16 protein-coding genes are annotated in these 19,100 nt (G+C 38.2%); all 16 read right to left on the minus strand.

The features are described from left to right. Positions 1-328 precede the first annotated feature (328 nt). Positions 329-1,813: an L-arabinose isomerase gene (gene araA, locus ACTNEP_RS07830; protein ID WP_441161268.1), complete on the minus strand. Its 1,485-nt coding sequence runs from the start codon at positions 1,811-1,813 to the stop codon at positions 329-331. A 90-nt stretch (positions 1,814-1,903) separates the two neighbouring features. Then, positions 1,904-2,599, minus strand: a complete 696-nt coding sequence (gene araD / locus ACTNEP_RS07835) for an L-ribulose-5-phosphate 4-epimerase (protein ID WP_441161269.1) — start codon at positions 2,597-2,599, stop codon at positions 1,904-1,906. 399 nt (positions 2,600-2,998) lie between these two features. Further along, positions 2,999-3,745, minus strand: coding sequence for a hypothetical protein (locus tag ACTNEP_RS07840; protein ID WP_441161270.1), 747 nt, complete (start codon positions 3,743-3,745; stop codon positions 2,999-3,001). 493 nt (positions 3,746-4,238) lie between these two features. After that, a complete protein-coding gene (purU, locus tag ACTNEP_RS07845; RefSeq protein ID WP_441161272.1) occupies positions 4,239-5,138 on the minus strand; it encodes a formyltetrahydrofolate deformylase in 900 nt (299 codons plus the stop codon). Positions 5,139-5,205: 67 nt separating this feature from the next. Then, positions 5,206-6,378, minus strand: a complete 1,173-nt coding sequence (locus ACTNEP_RS07850; protein WP_441161273.1) for an aspartate aminotransferase family protein — start codon at positions 6,376-6,378, stop codon at positions 5,206-5,208. Continuing rightward, positions 6,371-7,174 (minus strand): acetylglutamate kinase, encoded by an 804-nt coding sequence (argB, locus tag ACTNEP_RS07855; protein WP_441161274.1) that lies wholly within the window; start codon positions 7,172-7,174, stop codon positions 6,371-6,373. Before argB ends, ACTNEP_RS07850 begins: the two co-directional genes overlap by 8 nt. Before the next feature lie 12 nt (positions 7,175-7,186). Next, on the minus strand, positions 7,187-8,410 hold the full coding sequence (gene argJ, locus ACTNEP_RS07860) for a bifunctional ornithine acetyltransferase/N-acetylglutamate synthase (protein ID WP_441161275.1): 1,224 nt from the start codon (positions 8,408-8,410) through the stop codon (positions 7,187-7,189). Positions 8,411-8,426: 16 nt separating this feature from the next. Continuing rightward, positions 8,427-9,464, minus strand: a complete 1,038-nt coding sequence (gene argC / locus ACTNEP_RS07865; RefSeq protein ID WP_441161276.1) for an N-acetyl-gamma-glutamyl-phosphate reductase — start codon at positions 9,462-9,464, stop codon at positions 8,427-8,429. 640 nt (positions 9,465-10,104) lie between these two features. Then, positions 10,105-11,700 carry a xylulokinase gene (locus tag ACTNEP_RS07870; protein WP_441161277.1) on the minus strand — a complete coding sequence of 532 codons (1,596 nt, stop codon included), beginning with the start codon at positions 11,698-11,700 and terminating at the stop codon, positions 10,105-10,107. A gap of 399 nt (positions 11,701-12,099) precedes the next feature. After that, on the minus strand, positions 12,100-13,017 hold the full coding sequence (locus tag ACTNEP_RS07875) for a fumarylacetoacetate hydrolase family protein (protein WP_441161278.1): 918 nt from the start codon (positions 13,015-13,017) through the stop codon (positions 12,100-12,102). Between the two features lie 288 nt (positions 13,018-13,305). Further along, positions 13,306-14,028, minus strand: a complete 723-nt coding sequence (locus tag ACTNEP_RS07880; RefSeq protein WP_441161279.1) for an amino acid ABC transporter ATP-binding protein — start codon at positions 14,026-14,028, stop codon at positions 13,306-13,308. After that, positions 14,025-14,681, minus strand: coding sequence for an amino acid ABC transporter permease (locus tag ACTNEP_RS07885; RefSeq protein ID WP_441161280.1), 657 nt, complete (start codon positions 14,679-14,681; stop codon positions 14,025-14,027). Before ACTNEP_RS07885 ends, ACTNEP_RS07880 begins: the two co-directional genes overlap by 4 nt. A 138-nt stretch (positions 14,682-14,819) precedes the next feature. Then, positions 14,820-15,632, minus strand: coding sequence for a basic amino acid ABC transporter substrate-binding protein (locus ACTNEP_RS07890; protein WP_441161281.1), 813 nt, complete (start codon positions 15,630-15,632; stop codon positions 14,820-14,822). A 171-nt stretch (positions 15,633-15,803) separates the two neighbouring features. After that, the gene (locus tag ACTNEP_RS07895) at positions 15,804-16,967 is read right to left on the minus strand and encodes an MFS transporter (protein WP_441161282.1); all 1,164 of its coding nucleotides are present in this window, start codon (positions 16,965-16,967) and stop codon (positions 15,804-15,806) included. Positions 16,968-17,303: 336 nt separating this feature from the next. Continuing rightward, positions 17,304-18,047 carry a CAP domain-containing protein gene (locus ACTNEP_RS07900; protein ID WP_441161283.1) on the minus strand — a complete coding sequence of 248 codons (744 nt, stop codon included), beginning with the start codon at positions 18,045-18,047 and terminating at the stop codon, positions 17,304-17,306. A 62-nt stretch (positions 18,048-18,109) separates the two neighbouring features. Beyond that, entirely contained in the window at positions 18,110-19,093 is a 984-nt protein-coding gene (locus ACTNEP_RS07905; RefSeq protein WP_441161284.1) for a Gfo/Idh/MocA family protein, read from the minus strand. Between the last annotated feature and the right edge of the window lie 7 nt (positions 19,094-19,100).

Consider the following 19,100-nt stretch of genomic DNA (forward strand, 5'->3'; position numbering starts at 1 on the left):
GATTATACGGTACTTTCCGTTGGCACGAGGTCTGCTAACCTGGTAAAGTAGCCTCCTTTCCTTAGTAGATCTTTAGCTTTGCTGTTCCACTGGAGTCTCTGTATTCTCCCTCCGTTAGTAACAATAATTAAAAGAATGAGGCTGAGACAAGCGTGTTTTTTATCCAGCAAACTCCGAACATAAAATGTGCGAATACCCGCTTCGGAAAGATACTCCACTTTCCCACAGGAGAGCCTACGCATATTTCCTACGCTCTATTAGCATATTGTCCGGTTTCTAGACGAAGCACTTTTTTGTCTCAACCTCATATTTTCTGAGTTATATAGCCTTAACGATAAATTGCCTCATTCCATTTTAATTCATTACGGAATTGACGAAGTTTTGTATCTTGATCAATGACTACACATTCGATTTTTGCCATATTAGCAAAATCGTATAATTGCTCTGTTGTCACATCAAATGAGAATACAGTATGGTGTGCGCCACCCGCATAAATCCAAGCTTCAGTTGCTTCACTTAGTGACGGCTCTGGCTTCCATAACACCTTCGCAACTGGTAAATTTGGCGTTTCAATCTTAGGCTGTTCAGCTTTTACTTCATTAATTACTAGGCGGTAACGACCTCCCATTTCCACTAAGGATGCATTTACTGCGTCGCCTCCGCGTCCGTCAAACACAAGACGCGCTGGATCTTCTTTACCACCGATCCCTAATGGGTTAACCACAATCTTAGGTTTTGTTGCTGAAACTGTTGGGCAAATCTCCAGCATATGAGAACCAAGAATCATTTCGTTACCTGGTTCTAGGTGATACGTATAATCCTCCATAAAAGAAGTACCTTTATTACCAGAAATGATCTTCATGAAACGAAGTAATGCAGCCGTTCTCCAGTCTCCTTCACCAGCAAAACCGTATCCTTCTGCCATTAAGCGCTGTGCTGCAAGCCCAGGCAATTGTTTCATACCATGTAAGTCTTCGAAGTTTGTCGTGAATGCTGAATAGTTTCCTTTTTTCAAGAATGCTTTTAACCCTAACTCAACTTTACCTTGATACAAAATAGCATCACGAATTGGACCTGGCTCACTTGCTTCTACAGGTAATTCATACAGATCTTGGTATTCTTTATATAAAGCATTTAGCTCTTCATCTGTTACTTTTTCTATCTCCTCAACCAGATCACCAATACCATAGTAATCAACTGTCCAGCCGAACTTAATTTGTGCTTCTATTTTATCGCCGTCTGTCACAGCAACATTACGCATGTTGTCACCAAAACGGGCAACACGGATATTGCTACCTTCTGCAACGCCAACAGCTGTCTTCATCCAATCGGAGATTTTTGCTGTCACCTCTTTGTTTTGCCAGTGACCTACCACTACTTTTCGGGATACATCCATTCTGGTACCAATAAAACCATATTCTCTGTCACCATGTGCTGCTTGATTTAAGTTCATGAAGTCCATGTCGATGCTTTCCCAAGGAATGTCACGGTTAAACTGTGTATGCAAGTGCAGTAAAGGTTTTTGTAGTGCCTTAAGGCCGGCGATCCACATCTTTGCTGGCGAGAATGTATGCATCCAAGTAATTACACCAGCACAGTTTTCATCTGCATTTGCTTTTTGCAATAGACCATGAATATCTTGCGCTGTTGTTAGCACCTCTTTAAACTCTACTTGAAAAGGTAAGTTGCCTTCTGCATTTAAACCTGCTACAACTTCTTTCGAATTATTAGCTACTTCTTGTAATGTTTCTTCCCCATATAAATGTTGACTACCTGTTACAAACCAAAATGTATAAGGACGTACTTCTAACATAAAAATTCCTCCTCTATATATTCCATTCATATTTTTGATAAAAAATATCCTCTTCCACGAATTCAAATTAATTTTCGCGTAACTGTTTCGTTACTTTTTATCCTGACCGTAGTACGCATCAGCTCCATGCTTTCTTAAATAATGTTTATCTAGCAAAAATTGATCCATGTCTTGTGCATTCGGATTAATTTGATAAGTGTGGAGAGCCATTTTTGCTACCTCTTCTAAAACCACCGCATTATGCACTGCTTCATGAGGATCTTTTCCCCAATTAAAAGGGGCATGACTGTGCACTAATACGCTCGGAATTTGTAATGGATCGATATCTTGGAATGTTTCAACGATCACATTACCTGTTTCCCATTCATAATTTCCCGTTACCTCTTCTTTTGTCATACGACGAGTGCACGGGATCGTCCCATAAAAGTAATCTGCTTGTGTTGTACCAAGTGCCGGAATGCCTTTCCCAGCTTGCGCCCAGCTTGTTGCCCACGGAGAGTGAGTATGGACAATCCCCCCTATCCCTGGGAACTTTTGATATAACAAGCGATGTGTAGGTGTATCTGAAGACGGATTCAAATCACCTTCTACAATGTTACCATCTAAATCTAGTACTACTAGATCTTCGACCTTTAAATCCTCATACGGCACACCACTAGGCTTAATAACCATCAATCCAGACTCTTTGTCGAAACCGCTTACATTGCCCCAAGTAAATGTTACTAATCCATACTTGGGAAGGTCGAGGTTAGCCTCTAACACTTGCTGTTTTAATTCTTCCAGCATACTTACATCCACCCTTTTCTTGATATTTCACTCTTGTACGTATGTGTAAAAGTAATTACTTTTATCATAATATAATTCGTACGTACATTCAATACAAAAATCTCATTTTCATAAAAAAAAGTTCTACCATACTTTTTGTAAAATAGTTTAACCAACAAGAAATAAGTTACACGTAACAAATTAGTTATAAACCATCTTAACGAAAACAGGCACTATTGTACAGGGAATAAGTTTACTAACATTTTGTTAACTTATATGATGGCTTGTCTTACTTTTGGACATAGGAAACATGGTTTTGGAATGAAACTAAGACACTATTTTTAGCATTGAACTAACATATTTATCCAATTTATATGTTAGTTCAATGCTATCTCTCGGTCAACTAAGTTGCATGGATCGTTATGTGTCAATTAAAAATTTTACATCTTGATGTTGATAGATTATTTCAAAATCCTGATTTTCCAACAATTGATGGTATAAGTCCTCCGGCGAAAACCATAAGTGGTCATTCTCAAAAGTATAATCTGCTCCAAAATGATAAGACAGCCATACTAATTTCGAACAATAAATTTTATCCCAAGGATCATCTAATTTTTGAGAAAGATCAAAGGAAAAGGTTGGCTTATGGATACCCTTTTCCAAATTACTCTTGTAATCCTGATAATAATTAATCGCATATTGTGCCGCTTTTTCGCCCAGCTCTGATTGTACCGGGCGAAATTGAGCATGTATCGGATGCTTATCAAGAAATTGTTGGATTGGCCTTCGAACAATTACAGGTTCAGTCCCTGGAGATTCGATTAATTCATTGTTATTGATCGCAAGTGCAGTATGTCCGATGTACCCCGTTAATGCTGATTTCACATTATCACTGGCCACTAAAATGTCTCCAGCTTGATAGGTACGTTCCCTTGTTGCATAATAGGACTTTAATCGATAATGTTCTCTACATAATTTGTTATTAACTAGATATTCTATTGTTATAATCGTATGTGGCTTCCGATCATGTAGCGGAATTAATACTCCATCATCATTTAAGCCACTTGCCACTAATGAATCGTTCTCATATACCTTAAAAAAAACTTCATTTATACTAGGCTTTACAAATAGCAAACCGTTCCGAATCCACACATCAAAAAAACCCATTACAAACCACCTCACCATAGGATATGAGAAAACTAGGGCAAGGGCACAGTTTAAATCGCCCATTTTATAGTTGATTGTTATCAGCTATTAGGGTTTAAAGTTCGGGTTTTTCTATCAACGTACGGAGTTGTAGTCAAACGACTCACTATAACTAAAAGAAAATGGGACATAACCCATTTTCTTCACTTCCAATACGAACGATGCAATAAGTATTATTGTGCAATATGCAATATTGGGATACTTTTCACTAATTTACGTTTTATGATATCGAGCACAAAGCATCCGCTCTAGCTGATCGTTTCGCTTTCTGATGGGTAAAGAAAGTGGACAGCCAGTGCGATTGTTACGCAACGATAGCCTCTCAAAAATTACGACAAAGCAATAAGTTAGTGCGTAGTATATTCCTACTAAATAGGAAAATCCAAACGATTTCAAAGTCTATTTAAATAATCGTTTGGATTTAAATTTCTGTTATCCTAGCCTCTTTTTACATCTAAAATACAATTGTTTTATTTCCATATACAATAATTCGGTCTTCAAGATGCCATTTAATTGCTCTTGCTAAGACACTACGCTCTACGGATTGACCAATTTTTTTCATTGCTTCTACATTATCACGATGATCAACTCGACTGATATCCTGTTCAATAATCGGTCCTTCGTCCAGATCATTCGTCACATAGTGAGATGTTGCCCCAATCAATTTTACCCCGCGTTGATATGCACGCTCATAAGGTTTTGCTCCGATAAAAGCTGGTAAAAAGGAATGGTGGATATTAATAATTTGATTCTTAAATGTCTCGACAAAATTCGGTGTTAGAATTTGCATATAACGTGCTAATACAATTACATCAATCTCATGTTCCTTTAATAATTGAATTTGTTTTTCCTCTACCTGTTTACGAATATCTTTATTAGCTGGAATATAGTAATACGGGATACCAAGCGGTTCGACAAACTCGCGTGATGTTTCATGATTACTAATCACAAGACTGATGTCTGCCATTAAGTCACTGCTTTGCCACTCCCATAATAGCTCAAGCAGGCAGTGAGGCTCTTTGGAAACAAAAATCGCCATTTTTTTCACTTCATCCACATATTTAAATGTTGCTTCCATATTAAAGGCTTGTTTCACTTGCTGAAAATCTGCTTCCAATTTATCCACTTGGTCTTTCAAATTTTCTATTTCGAATTCAATTCGCATGAAGAACTCGCCGCCATGCGGGTCAGTAGAATACTGATTAGATTCAATAATATTCGCATCGTGTTCGTATAAAAACTGAGATACAGCTGCCACAATTCCAGGCTGATCAGCACAATTGATTAATAAACGCGCCCGATTTTTATTTGCGTTCTTAAAGGCTTCGATTTTTTCTGCTATATAACTTTTCATCTTGATCCCTCTTTACTTTCTTCGTCCTATACTACTTTACCATGTTACAGCTAATGGTCAAGGGCTCTCATGAAAATATTTTATCCATCTTTGCAATAAACTGTTCCGCTTCTTCGTGACTCACTGTTAAAGGAGGCAGCAAACGAACAACTTGTGGTCCTGCCACTACTATTAACAATTGATGTCCTTCTCGTGCTTTATTAACATAGTCAATCGCTTTTCCCTCTACTTCCAGTCCAATTAATAAGCCCTTACCCCTGACAGCTTTTATATCCTTCTTATTATCTGCTAAATGAAGCAATTCATTCCACAAAAAGTCCGCAACTTGATTTGCCTGATCTAATATATCCGTTTCGATAAGGTAATTTATCGTTGCCAGGCCAGCTGTTGTTGCGATTGGATTGCCGCCAAAAGTACTTCCGTGTGTACCTGGGGAAAAAACGTTAGCAACATGCTCTTTAGCAATAATTGCGCCGATTGGAAAACCTGATCCCAGACCTTTTGCCACACTGATGATATCTGGTTCAATATCGTAATGCTGATACGCAAAAAGCTTTCCTGTCCGTCCGATACCAGTCTGAATCTCATCAATCATCAGTAGTATGTCGAGCTCGTTGCAAATCGCTGCCAATTTACTTATCCAGACAGGATCAGCTGGTATAACACCACCTTCTCCTTGCACAAGTTCTAACATAACCGCTGTTGGTTTCTGTTCGACTAATTTATCAAGTGAATCGTCCTCATTAAAAGGTAAGTAGGCAAAACCTGGGGTTAGAGGAGTAAAACCCTCTTGAATTTTCTTTTGACCTGTGGCAGATAATGTTGCCATCGTACGGCCATGAAAGGAATTATTGAACGTGATAATTAATGGGTTATCCTGCTTTCTTATATCATGGCCATATTTTTTAGCCACCTTTATTGCTGCCTCATTTGCCTCTGCCCCACTATTACAGAAAAACACTTGATCACCGAAGCTATTTTCCGTTAATGCTTGTGCTAATTTTTCCTGACTTGGTATATGATAAAGATTCGAACAATGCCATAGTTTAGAAAGTTGTTCTGTCACAGCTGTCTCCACCACATCTGGTACATGCCCTAAATTACACGTTGCAATACCAGAAGAAAAATCCAAATATTTTGTTCCCCGATCATCCCATACATAACTGCCTTTCCCCTCTACCAGTGTAATGGGAAAACGCCCGTATGTATGCATCACGGGACTTAATGTCTGCTTATGCATAGGATACCTCCTGATCTAAAGCAATTCTTGTTCCAATTTGTTTCCCTTGGATAAAAGCTGCTAAACCGTGGTCTTTCGTACCATCTACAATCGATACTTCCTTTACGTTTTTGTGTAATGCAGCTAAAGCAGATTTCACTTTTGGAAGCATTCCACCACAAATTACTTCTTGTTTGATTAATTCTTCTATTTTTTCTTCATTCAGTTGGTGGAAAACTTGCTGCTGACCATCCACTTCATGATAAATACCAGGAATATCACTGATAAAACATAGTTTCGCCCCTAATGCCTGCGCAACAGCTGAAGCAGCCATGTCTGCATTTATATTATATCGTTGTCCAGTTTTATCAATGCCAATAGGTGACAATACAGGGATAAGGCTTTGTGCAACAAAGCTTTCCAAGATATCCGTATTTACTCTTGTCACTTCACCGACAAAACCTAAAGCAGCATCGTCACTAATCGGCTTTGCTTCGAGTAACCTTCCGTCGATACCACTCACACCAATTGCTTTTCCTTCTGCTTGTGCTATTTTACGGACGATCCCTTTATTCATCGAACCACTTAGCGCCATTTCAACCACATCTAATACTTCATTAGTAGTTACGCGTAATCCATTAACGAACGTCGTTTTTACGCCTGTTTGCTTCAACAATTGTGTGATTAGTGGTCCGCCACCATGAACAATGATTGGCTGCCATTCTCCCTGTTGTTGAATCGTCACAATATCTTGATAAAAAGAAGGAGGCAGCTGCTCAAACACACTACCACCGCATTTAATTACTACATAATTCATTGTTATTCCTCCTTACGTACGATAAGAAGCATTTATTCTGACATATTCATATGAAAGGTCACAGCCCCATGCTGTTGCTTTCCCATTTGCATCGCCTAATTGAGCAATTATTTTTATTTCATCCTGCAATAAGTATTGTTTTGCGCTATCCTCATCAAATGGATGCGGGACCCCATTTTCTACTACTAAAATATCCCCTAAATAAATACTCACCTTATCTGGGTTTAAAGGTTGACCACTGTAACCGATCGCCGTAATAATACGGCCCCAGTTGGCATCTGCACCATGAATAGCGGTTTTTACCAGATTAGAGGAAATAATTGATTTAGCAATAGCCGTTGCTGCCTCATTTGTAATAGCTCCATTCACTTGTACTTCCACTAATCGTGTAGCACCTTCTCCATCACGCGCAATCTCTTTTGCTAAGTACTCACAAACAAATTTTAGTGCGTCGTAAAACATCGGCCATTCTTTATGCTCTGGGGTTAACGCTTCGTTTTCAGCCTTTCCATTTGCTAACACTAATACCATGTCATTGGTGCTTGTATCTCCATCTACGGTAATCATATTAAAGGATTGATTGGTAATCGCTTTTAATGAATCAGATAAATGAGCAGATGATATATTGGCATCGGTCGTTACAAAACCGAGCATTGTCGCCATATTTGGATGAATCATTCCGGAACCTTTTGCTGCTCCCCCGATGGTTACTGTTTTCCCATCTATTTCAACTTCAACCGCGATTCCTTTTTCCTTTGTATCTGTTGTTAAGATAGCTGTTTCGAATTTACCTGCGCCAATATGTTGATCATCAGGGATTTGACTAATTCCTTTTTGTAATTTATCCATTGGTAATAATTCGCCAATAAGTCCAGTTGATGCTACTGCCGCTAAATGTTCTTCCACCCCTACTGTTTCAGCAAATAATTTACGCATATCATAAGCATCTTGCAGTCCTTGTTCTCCTGTACAAGCATTAGCAATCGCCGAATTAACAATAATGGCTTGTAATTTGTTTTCCTTTGCAATGCTTTCCTGTGTTACTTTAAGGGGAGCAGCTTGAAAAACATTCGTCGTATAAACACCTGCCGCTTGTGCTGGCACTTCCGAATATACCCAGCCTAAATCCATTTTCGTTTTACGTAGTCCACAATGTAATCCGCCTGCCTGAAAGCCTTTGGCAGAGGCTATATTTCCATCTTTTAATAATTTCCATTCTTCTAGCTGAACTTTCATGTCTGTTTTTCACTCCTTAAGGATAAATAGGTAGCTGATCTAAGCCTGCTCTCTCTTCCCAGCCGTACATAACATTCATATTTTGAATTGCTTGACCTGATGCTCCCTTAACTAAATTATCAATAACCGAAACAATAATTAGCTTCCCTGTCCTCTCATCAGCATATAAGCCGATATCACAATAATTGCTGCCATACACCTCTTTTGTGGAAGGAAATACTCCTTCTTTACGAATACGTACAAAGGGATGATCCTGATAGTAAGTTTGATAGATATCAATCAGTTGTTTCGTAGAATAGTTATCTTTCATATCCACATACATCGTGCTCATGATTCCCCTTGTCATCGGCACAATGTGTGGGGTGAAAATGACTTGAATATCTTCACTCGCTCGTTCTGTTAACATTTGCTCTATTTCAGGAATATGCTTGTGGACACCTATTTTGTAAGCTTTTAAGTTCTCATTCATTTCAGAGAAATGTACATTTAATGATAAACTTCGTCCTGCCCCGGATACACCTGTTTTGGCATCGATAATAATCGAAGAGTGCTCGACAAGCCCCTGCTCCACAGCTGGTATTAAACCTAGTGTCGTTGCGGTAGGATAGCAGCCTGGATTTGCTAGAATACGAGCCTTTTTGATTGCTTCTTTATTAATCTCTGGTAATCCGTACACTGCTTTTTGGATATATTCCTGAGGTGCGATTTCTTCCCCATAATACTTCAGGTATTTCTCTCCATCTTGCAAACGAAAGTCTCCAGATAAATCAATACATCGCACTCCTTTATCGACTAAAGCAGGAATATGGTTTTTACTAACATTCGATGGTGTTGCAAAAAAGACTAGCTCTACCTCTTCCGCAAGCATATCTACATCGAGTTCTGTCATTTGAATATCGATAATATCCACAACATGTGGATAAGTCTCTGCTAACTCTGTTCCACTATTAGAATGCGATATAATCTTTTTCACTTGAACATGTGGATGGTTATGCAAAAATCGTAATAGCTCTACCGCTCCATAACCTGTTCCACCTACAATTGCTACATCCACAACTTTTCCTCCTAAATTCCGTATGTGATTAGTTTATAATTATACTCCATTTTGTATTTTCATGCAATAATGTTTATAAAAAAATTCAGAAAATTAAACTTCACGCCACCATTAGCAATAAATAAAGTACAGACTAAGCACTTATAGTTGTGTATAAATTGAGCAAAGATACAATATTCACTTACTCGTATAAATATCCATTATGATGAAAGTATGATTAATCGCTGCTTTTAAAATAGGAAGGGGATGAATTCAAGGATTTTTTATAGGATTAATTTACCTTACGGGCAAAAGGTAGGGGAATAGCCGTGATGATGCCTACAAACTTTATAACCATAAAGTAGTATATGGAGGATGAACAGGTACTTCCATTTGACTGCTTTACTCTTTCTTTCAATGAAGGGTAAAGAGGGGGAAGAAGGAAAATTACGAACGTTAATATCTGTACACTCTCACCGCTTCGGCAAAATACTCTTCACTTTCACAGTAGTTTTATACCATTGGGTACGCCCTTCAACTAACTTTGCAAAGTTAGTTGAAGGGTGCGCTATTCCCACAGGAGCCTTCGTATGTTGCTACGCTGAAACAGATTGTTCAGATCTCTATTCTCGCTATTTCGTTTTGACCTAGTCTTTGTCCGCTACATTAGATTATCCACCGCTGCTCTTTCAATCGCAAGTCCATTCTTATAACGTTTCATAAACTGCTCGTATCCTTCGACATCTTTTGCATCTGGTGAAACAGTCTCAACCACTTCATCCACAAATACTCTTTCGCTTAAATATTCCTCTAATGTTTCATTTTCATCTTTATTTATCATATATGATCCAAGCAACGCAATTCCCCATGCTCCCCCTTCGCCAGCTGTTTCCATCACGGAAACAGGAACATTAAATGCAGCCGCAAGGAGCTTTTGAGCGACGCCTTCTGTCTTAAAAATCCCACCATGACCTAATATCTCATCCAGCTTTACGCCTTCTTCTTTCATAAGAATATCCATTCCCATTTTCATCGCCCCAAACGACGTATATAAATGGGTTCGCATGAAATTAGCAAGATTAAAATTACTTTCAGAGGAACGGACAAACAAAGGACGACCTTCTTCAAAATGGGTTGCATGCTCACCAGAAAGATAGCCGTAAGATAACAATCCACCACCATCAGCATCTCCTTCCAATGCCTTTGCAAATAATGTTTGGAACAGTTTATTCTTATCCACTTGGAGCCCAGCAGCTTGACTAAATTCTTCAAATAATCCAATCCACGCATTCAAGTCTGATGTACAATTATTAGAGTGTGCCATCGCTACTAGATTACCTGAAGGAGTGGTCACAAGATCAATTTCTGGGTGTACTTTTGATAAATCTTTTTCCAATACAACCATTGCAAATGCTGAAGTCCCAGCAGAAACGTTACCAGTACGCTTGGCTACACTGTTTGTCGCAACCATTCCCGTTCCCGCATCACCTTCTGGTGGACAAAGGGGTATACCTGCCTGCAAATCGCCAGAAACATCTAATAATCTCGCACCCTCTTCAGTAAGAGTTCCTGCATTTTCACCAGCTACTAAAACCTCTGGTAATATATCATTTAACTCCCAAGCCAGATTTTCCGGAGCTATCAATTCATTGAACTGATCAATCATTTTTTGATTAAAGCTTTTGGACGCTAGATCAATAGGGAAAACGCCAGAGGCTTCTCCAACTCCAAGAACCTTCTTCCCTGTCAATTTCCAATGAACATAGCCTGCTAGAGTTGTTTGAAAATGAATTTTATCAATATGGTCTTCTTGATTTAATATAGCTTGATATAAATGAGCAATACTCCATCTTTGGGGAATATTATAGTTAAAAAGCTTTGTTAATTCTGCTGAAGCCTGTTCCGTAATATTATTTCGCCAAGTTCGGAAAGGTACAAGAAGCTGTCCGTCTTTATCAAACACCATATAACCGTGCATCATGGCACTAAAGCCGATAGCTCCTACTTTATTGATGGAGACATCGTACTGTTGTTGTACATCTTCTTTCATTCTCTGATAACTGTCTTGTATCCCTTTCCAAACTTCTTCAATACTATAAGTCCATATATTGTCTACATAGCTGTTTTCCCAGTCATGGCTGCCAGATGCAATCACTTTATGATCTTCCCCTACAAGAACTGATTTAATCCGAGTTGATCCAAGTTCAATTCCAAGAACTGTTTTACCACTTTTAATTTGTTTTTTCACGTCATTCATACCTTTTTCCTCCAGTAATTAAAAATAATGAAATAATTACAGCACCAGCAATTATTTTAGCGCTTTCAACATCATTCAGTTTGACGACGAAGCAAACTTCTTCAGAGCATATTATCAATTAGTAACATTCTTTTTTAACTTATCTGCACAAATAATGAATCCTCATTATTTTTGTCATTATTTTAACAGAGATAATGATTGCATATCTATGTTTAATCATACCATCTCCTATCGCAACCCGTCAAACCTAATTTGTACGTACGTGTATTATTTTAATACTGCCGCGGGATAGAACAATGCTAATAGGGGAGATGTTATTTTACTTCACCCTGGATACTTCCCTACTACCAGTTCACATAAAAATACCCGCAGTTGGTGCTTCTGCGAGTATTTTTATCTCTATTTTGCCATTACTGTGTTTACTAATGTACCAATTTTTTCAATTTCCAACGTAACGACATCTCCTGCTTGAAGTAGTTTTTGCGGGTTCATTGCAAAACCAACTCCATCTGGTGTTCCAGTTAAGATGATATCTCCTGGATCTAAGGTGATCAAATCGGAAATAAAACTAATTAAATAAGGGATATCAAATATTAAATGCTCTGTATTAGAAGATTGGCGTAATTCTCCATTCACAAAAGATTTAATCGCTAGATTGCTTGGGTCTTTTAATTCAGAAGTTGTTACCAGCCAAGGACCAACTGGTGTAGTATGATCTAATGATTTCCCCTGTAACCACTGTGGTGTTCGCTTTTGTAAGTCTCGCGCTGAAATGTCATTACCAATTGTGTAACCTGCTACATAATCTAATGCATCTTCTTGAGATACTTTAGATGCTTTTTCTCCAATAATAACGGCCAACTCTACTTCATAATCTAGCTTATCCGTAGCTTCGGATCGATGGATCGCATCTTCAGGTCCAATAAGAGCATTGTTAAATTTAGCAAACAATACTGGATATTCTGGCAAATCACTACCCATCTCCTTAACATGGTCGGCATAATTCGTTCCTATACAAATAATTTTAGCTGGGTTAGGGCTAGGCGTCTTCAACACTACTTCCTCACGTTCAAAAACATGTGATGTGGAATGACGTTTAATTTGTACCAGGAGATCTTCAGCACGTTTAATATGTATTTTTGCTTGTTGATAAAAGGTGTCTGGATCAGCCGGGATAATAGCACTATCGCCAGCAATTTTGTTTTGTTCGATAAGCTCTTGTTGGGCAGCATGTAAGTCAATTACCTGATTATCTTCTATTACTCCCATTCGACTTTGTGCATAAGGATATTTTAATTGATAATGAACAAGTTTCATTTCTCTTCCCCCCTCTAGTTTAAGATCATTTTATCATAGAATATGCTTGAATATGGAAAATAGTTGCAGATAGGACTTCTTAATAAGCTATCTCTACTTATCTCGCCAAGAGAGTAACTAATCTCGTGAACAGACAAAGTATTAACCGATTAAAAATAAGCTTGATGATTAATCAAAAAATTCCTAAATCATCAAGCTTATTGGTCATGTCCAAATTTATAACGAAGAAAATATTTATTATTTGTCGCTAAAAACTATTGATTTTATATAGTTAGCCTCTTTTGTCTATTATAGTACTTTACTCAAAAATGCTTTTGTTCGTTCATGTTGTGGATTTTCAAATAGCTGTTTCGGTTCGTTTTCTTCTACAACATAGCCCTCATCCATAAATATCACACGGTCGCCAACTTCCTTTGCAAAGCCCATTTCATGGGTAACAACAACCATCGTCATGCCTTCTTCAGCTAATTGCTTCATTACCCCTAGTACTTCTCCTACCATTTCTGGGTCTAAGGCCGAAGTAGGCTCATCAAATAACATGACTTTCGGTTCCATACCTAGAGCTCTGGCAATGGCAACACGTTGCTTTTGACCGCCTGAAAGGGATTCAGGATAGACCTCCGCTTTATCTAACAGACCTACTTTTTGCAGTAAGTCTTTCGCCTTCTTCTCTGCATCTTGCTTACTCCATTTTTTTACGGTGACAATTGGTAGCGTAATGTTTTCCAGAACCGTTTTATGAGGAAAAAGGTTGAATTGCTGAAATACCATCCCAACCTCTGCTCGCAGCTTATTGATGTCTACTTTTTTATCAGTTAATTCCACTCCATCAATTGTGACCGTTCCATCCGTTACCGATTCAATTAAATTGAGGCATCGCAGAAACGTTGACTTACCTGATCCAGAAGGCCCGATAACAACGACCACTTCCTTCTGCGCTATATCTACATTAATATCCTTCAGCACTTCTAAATCACCAAAGGATTTTTTTAAATGTCTGACAGAGATCATTTTACATCTAACCTTCTTTCTAGATAATTTAATAAGTACGTTAAGCTAAGTGTTAGCACTAAGTAAATTAACGCAACCATTAAGTACGGCTCCCACACTCTTAAATATTGTCCAGATGCCGCTCTTCCCCAATATAATAATTCCTGCGCTGCTATCATTGCGCCTAACGATGAATCCTTTAGTAAAACGATAAACTCATTTCCTAATGGTGGAATAGACCGTTTAAATGCTTGTGGTAAGAGTACATGACGCATTACTTGATATTTATTCATTCCTAATGAATGGGCTGCTTCTGCCTGTCCTTTGTCAATCGATTGTAATCCCGCACGGAATATCTCTGCAACATATGCAGAAGAGTTAAGAGATAATGTCACCATCACAGAAATTACAGGCGTGGTGGATCCTAATATCGTTGGCAGTACTGCATAATGAAACAAGAATAATTGCACAAGTAAGGGCGTACCTCTTAAAAAGTTAATATACCAAATAAATGGCAGGCGAACAATTAAGATAGGGGACATTTTTCCTAATGCAATAAAAAAGCCGAGAATACAACCCATCAAGACACCTACTACAGACATGAGGATCGTTAAACCCATCCCTTGCATAAAAAACGGGAAATACTCGGCGATGATATCCAATCTAAAGTCCATTTCATTGACTCCTTTCTTACCTATACTTTGCTTGTTGTTTCCCTATTTTATTCTTAGTAAAACAGAGATCCGTAATTTTGCTTATCTTCCTATGCAAACGAAAAGCGTAACGGGTTCGTTACGCTTTGTGATTGGTGTTTATTGTTTTAGCGCTTCTAAGTTTGGTTCTGCTCCAAACCATTCTTCATAAATTTCTGTATAAGTTCCATTATCAATTACGGCTTGAAGTGCTGCGTCGATGTCTTCCTGGATTTCGCTTCCTTTCGGGAACATAATTCCATAAAATTCTGACTCGAATGTGTCAGGATCTGTAATCATTTCGATATTTGCTTCTGGATTATTTGCAGCATATTCATCTGCTACTACATTATCGGTTACTACTGCATCCACATCACCAGATTGCAGCGACATTAAAGCTAATGTGTTGGAATCATATTTAGAAATATTTTCATGGTTTTGCCCTAAAATCTTTTCAACGGCTTCTGCACCAGTCGTACCAGATTGAACACCGACTTTTATATCTTTAATATCTTCACCGCTCGTAATACCTTCTCCTTCACGGAAAACGATCTTATGAGTTGATTCGAAATATGGTGTAGAGAAATCATAGGTTTGTTTACGGTCTTCATTTACCGTGATTCCCGCAATAGCTAGATCAGCATTGCCTTCCTCAACAGAAATCAACATTGCATCCCAGCCAACGTTGTCTAATTCATAGTCGTAGCCTGCCTCTTCCATCACAGCAGCTAATAAATCCATATCAAATCCAACTACTTCCCCTTTATCCAAATACGAAAAAGGCATAAATCCAGCTTCTGTTACGACAGATAAGGTTGGTTTATCTGCTGAAGCATCCGTTCCTTCTGCTTGATCTGAACCCTCATCTGTCCCACATGCAACAAGAATCGCAAGTAGTAAAACAGCGAATCCTTTCATCATCCATTTATTCATAAATATTCACTCCGTTTTGTATTTATACAATTTATAACCATTATCATATAGTATTCATTAGGCAAATTCAATCATTTTGTCAGAAATTCTAATGTTAAAATAATTCAGAATATTGAGATTATTAATAGATAGACTTACTTATTATACAATAATCACAGTTGAGATAACTCATCAAATTTTTAAGACCGGTTTTCCAAAGGATAGCCAATGATACAACAGCATCATGACACTTCCCACCATTGTTAAAATTCCCATTATTATATATAAGATAGAACCGCCAAAATTGTCAATAATCACCCCTCCAACGAGTGATCCAATAATGCCAGACAAACCAAAAAAAACCGAGACAAACACTAAGTGACCTGTTGATTGTAACATTTTTGGTATAAGTCTTGTCACGTATTGAAATGCTGTTAAATAAAATACACCGAACGTTAAACCGTGTAAAAACTGTAAGGCAACAATTAACATTGGATCGCTAAAAGTGGCATAAAAAAACCAACGAATAGAATAGAGAATACCTGCAGCAATGATAAAAATAAGCGGATGAAACTTGCGAAACCATAAACCCGCAGTAGCAAAAACGACCGCTTCACTCGCCACTCCAGCAAACCAAGCAAAGCCTATCAGATCTTCTGAGCCTCCAAGAGAGGCAATATAAATCCCTATAAAGCTATCATTGGCACGATGTGAAATCGTAATAAATACAATTAGCGTAAGAAAAATGAGATATGGTTTCATTTTTAATAACAAGCCAATATCTTTCAACTGAATTGGGGGCGCTTCCACTTTTACATCAACTAATCGAATACTTACAATAAATGCAGCACCAGCTAACACTAGGTATGGCCATACCATGAATTGAATACCAATACGAGACAACATTTCACCTACTATCAAAGAAGAGAAGGCAAAACCTATTGATCCCCATGTTCGAATCGTACCAAAAGATATCCCTAATTGATCGGCTCTTCGTTGAGATAAACTATCTCCTAATGCACCAACTGGAGCAGCAAAGAAATAATAGCTTGCTCCTACTGTTAATAGTAACGGTAACGTCTCCATTTGTAAGAAAAATGCACTACTAATTAGTAAACCAATTAAGCATAGCATCAATATCTTTTTTACTGTTTGATACTTATCACTCATATAACCCCAAAATGGTTGCGAAAAAATGGCAACTAAAGGGCCAATCGCCATTACCCATCCAATTTCCGTTCCGCTCAAACCTTTAAATTGCAAGTATAATGGTAAAAAACTAACGATTATCGTGTTTGCCCCATGAAAACAAAATAAGAGCATCTTTAAAGGTATCGTTGATTCTCCTCGCCCCAATGGTATGACTCCCTTCAATAGATGTACTAATAACTTCCTATTATAGTACAGCTCTGCTTTTATAGCTACTAACAAAAAAAGATTGGGGCATGCTCTTCAGCTAACTTTTGCAAAGAAGATCACTTTACTTACCAGAGAAAAACCCGTGGAGAGGAAAGTGGACAGCCGGAGCGATGCTTTCGCCCCTATAACCTCTCAAAATCACTACGAAGCAAGATATGTGAGTACGTAGTATGTTTCTCATAAATAGGAAAATCCAAACGATTTCAAGGTCTATTTGAATAATCGTTTGGAATTTTGTAATGATAAATTCTTTTGTCCGAGCGTCTTACTCATTTATTTTCGGATAAAAAGTTGGGTCCAACAGTTCCCGTCAGCTGTGAAGCCGACACCGATATGCGTAACTTCAGGATCTAATAAATTCTGACGATGACCTTCACTATCAAGCCATGCTTGTACGACTTCTTCTGGTGTTTCTTGACCAGCTGCTATATTCTCTGAAGCTTTTGTATAATCAACACCAAACTCTTCCAGCATATCAAAAGGTGAACCATACGTCGGCGAAGTATGAGAAAAATAATTATTATCTGCCATATCTTCTGACTTATTCTGTGCTACATTCGCTACATCGTGATCAAACTGTAAAGCCTCTGCACCATTTTCGCTACGAGCTTCATTGGTTAACTCGACAACTTTCTGTACAAATCCATCTACAGATTCTCTGTCAAAGGACTGCGGCTCTTGATTTTGATCTATATAATCATCATCCTGGATTTCTGTTTGCTGATTATCTTCAGTGTTCCGCATTCTCTGTTGTGTAGTTTGCTGTTGCTCATGATCTGCTCCATAATTACGGTCTTCCTGACGAAACCATTCATTTGGATTAGCATCTTCAAATATATTTTGCTCTCGCCCAGGGTTAACGGGAACTTCCCCCCGATTTCCTCCGTCATTTTGAACGTTATAGCCGACATTCTCAGGTTGAATATTTTGATCTTCCGGCTCTAATGAAGACTGATTACAACCAACCATTAACCCAATTATCATAAACATGAATAAATAAACAATTTTTTTATACATAGTTATCACCTCAAGGAATATTTTTGCCCTGTAGGTTTTACTATGCACGAAACATATTTATATTATTCGTCCCATTCACCGAGATTTACCACTCTTTTTTCACGAATCGATTTTTGAGCGGCAAGAGCAACTTGAAAGGAACGCCACCCATCTTCATAATCGGAAAGAATTTGCGAACGATCACCAGTTTTTACTGCATGAAGAAAAGCTTCATTCTCCCTCTTATAAGGATTTTGCCTAGCGATATATTTTTCTGTTTTTGCCACTGTTTGCTTTTCAATATGTCCCATCTGCCATTCAATCATCCCCTGATCTGTATAGGCGGAAATACCGATATCACCTAACCCGTCTGGTAAAACCGATGTATTGGTAATTTGGACTAACAAACCGTTTTCTAGAGTTAGGGTGAATAACCCAACATCTGCTACCGTTATCGATGCGTCTTTATTTGCAGTAATTGCATTACTCTCTTGTGCATATACAGACTGAATCTCACCAAATAAAAAGCGAACTAAGTTAACAATATGGGTGGTCTGTTCATTGAATTGCCCACCTGATTGATCTTGACGTTTCCACCAATAAACACCAGGCATAGAACCCATCCATTTCCCTAATACGGTACCGGTGGCAGAACCTTCAAGCATTTCTCGAAACCTCTTCACTGTATCTGCATAGCGAAAATGATAGCCTACTGCTGTAAGATGATTAGTTTTCATTACCTTTTCTCTTACTTGACGAACTTTTTCTTGATCGACTCCTAGCGGTTTTTCCACGAAAAAGGGAATGTTATGTTCGATTAGTTTATCCTCATAATTTTCATGAGCCATAGGAGGAACACAAATATAGACTGCATCCAATTGTTCATGGGCAATCATCGTTTCCAAGTTCCGATAACCTTTTGTTTCATTATACCTTGCAGCAAACTGCTCTGCTTTTTCTTGACTAGATCCAACAAAGCCTACCACTTTTACATCCTCCATTTCCTGCAGTATTTCTACATGATGCCTCGTAAACCCACCAGTACCAATAAAGCCAACTCTAATCATTCGCCAT

The sequence above is a fragment of the Gracilibacillus sp. HCP3S3_G5_2 genome (assembly GCF_052063305.1).
In the GTDB taxonomy this organism is placed as follows: domain Bacteria; phylum Bacillota; class Bacilli; order Bacillales; family Amphibacillaceae; genus Gracilibacillus.

Bases quoted from the DNA above. Each gene is read 5' to 3' on its own strand.
- araA (WP_441161268.1), bottom strand. From the start codon at position 1,813: ATGTTAGAAGTACGTCCTTATACATTTTGGTTTGTAACAGGTAGTCAA.
- araD (WP_441161269.1), bottom strand. From the start codon at position 2,599: ATGCTGGAAGAATTAAAACAGCAAGTGTTAGAGGCTAACCTCGACCTT.
- ACTNEP_RS07840 (WP_441161270.1), bottom strand. From the start codon at position 3,745: ATGGGTTTTTTTGATGTGTGGATTCGGAACGGTTTGCTATTTGTAAAG.
- purU (WP_441161272.1), bottom strand. From the start codon at position 5,138: ATGAAAAGTTATATAGCAGAAAAAATCGAAGCCTTTAAGAACGCAAAT.
- ACTNEP_RS07850 (WP_441161273.1), bottom strand. From the start codon at position 6,378: ATGCATAAGCAGACATTAAGTCCCGTGATGCATACATACGGGCGTTTT.
- argB (WP_441161274.1), bottom strand. From the start codon at position 7,174: ATGAATTATGTAGTAATTAAATGCGGTGGTAGTGTGTTTGAGCAGCTG.
- argJ (WP_441161275.1), bottom strand. From the start codon at position 8,410: ATGAAAGTTCAGCTAGAAGAATGGAAATTATTAAAAGATGGAAATATA.
- ACTNEP_RS07870 (WP_441161277.1), bottom strand. From the start codon at position 11,700: ATGAATGACGTGAAAAAACAAATTAAAAGTGGTAAAACAGTTCTTGGA.
- ACTNEP_RS07875 (WP_441161278.1), bottom strand. From the start codon at position 13,017: ATGAAACTTGTTCATTATCAATTAAAATATCCTTATGCACAAAGTCGA.
- ACTNEP_RS07880 (WP_441161279.1), bottom strand. From the start codon at position 14,028: ATGATCTCTGTCAGACATTTAAAAAAATCCTTTGGTGATTTAGAAGTG.
- ACTNEP_RS07885 (WP_441161280.1), bottom strand. From the start codon at position 14,681: ATGGACTTTAGATTGGATATCATCGCCGAGTATTTCCCGTTTTTTATG.
- ACTNEP_RS07890 (WP_441161281.1), bottom strand. From the start codon at position 15,632: ATGAATAAATGGATGATGAAAGGATTCGCTGTTTTACTACTTGCGATT.
- ACTNEP_RS07900 (WP_441161283.1), bottom strand. From the start codon at position 18,047: ATGTATAAAAAAATTGTTTATTTATTCATGTTTATGATAATTGGGTTA.
- ACTNEP_RS07905 (WP_441161284.1), bottom strand. From the start codon at position 19,093: ATGATTAGAGTTGGCTTTATTGGTACTGGTGGGTTTACGAGGCATCAT.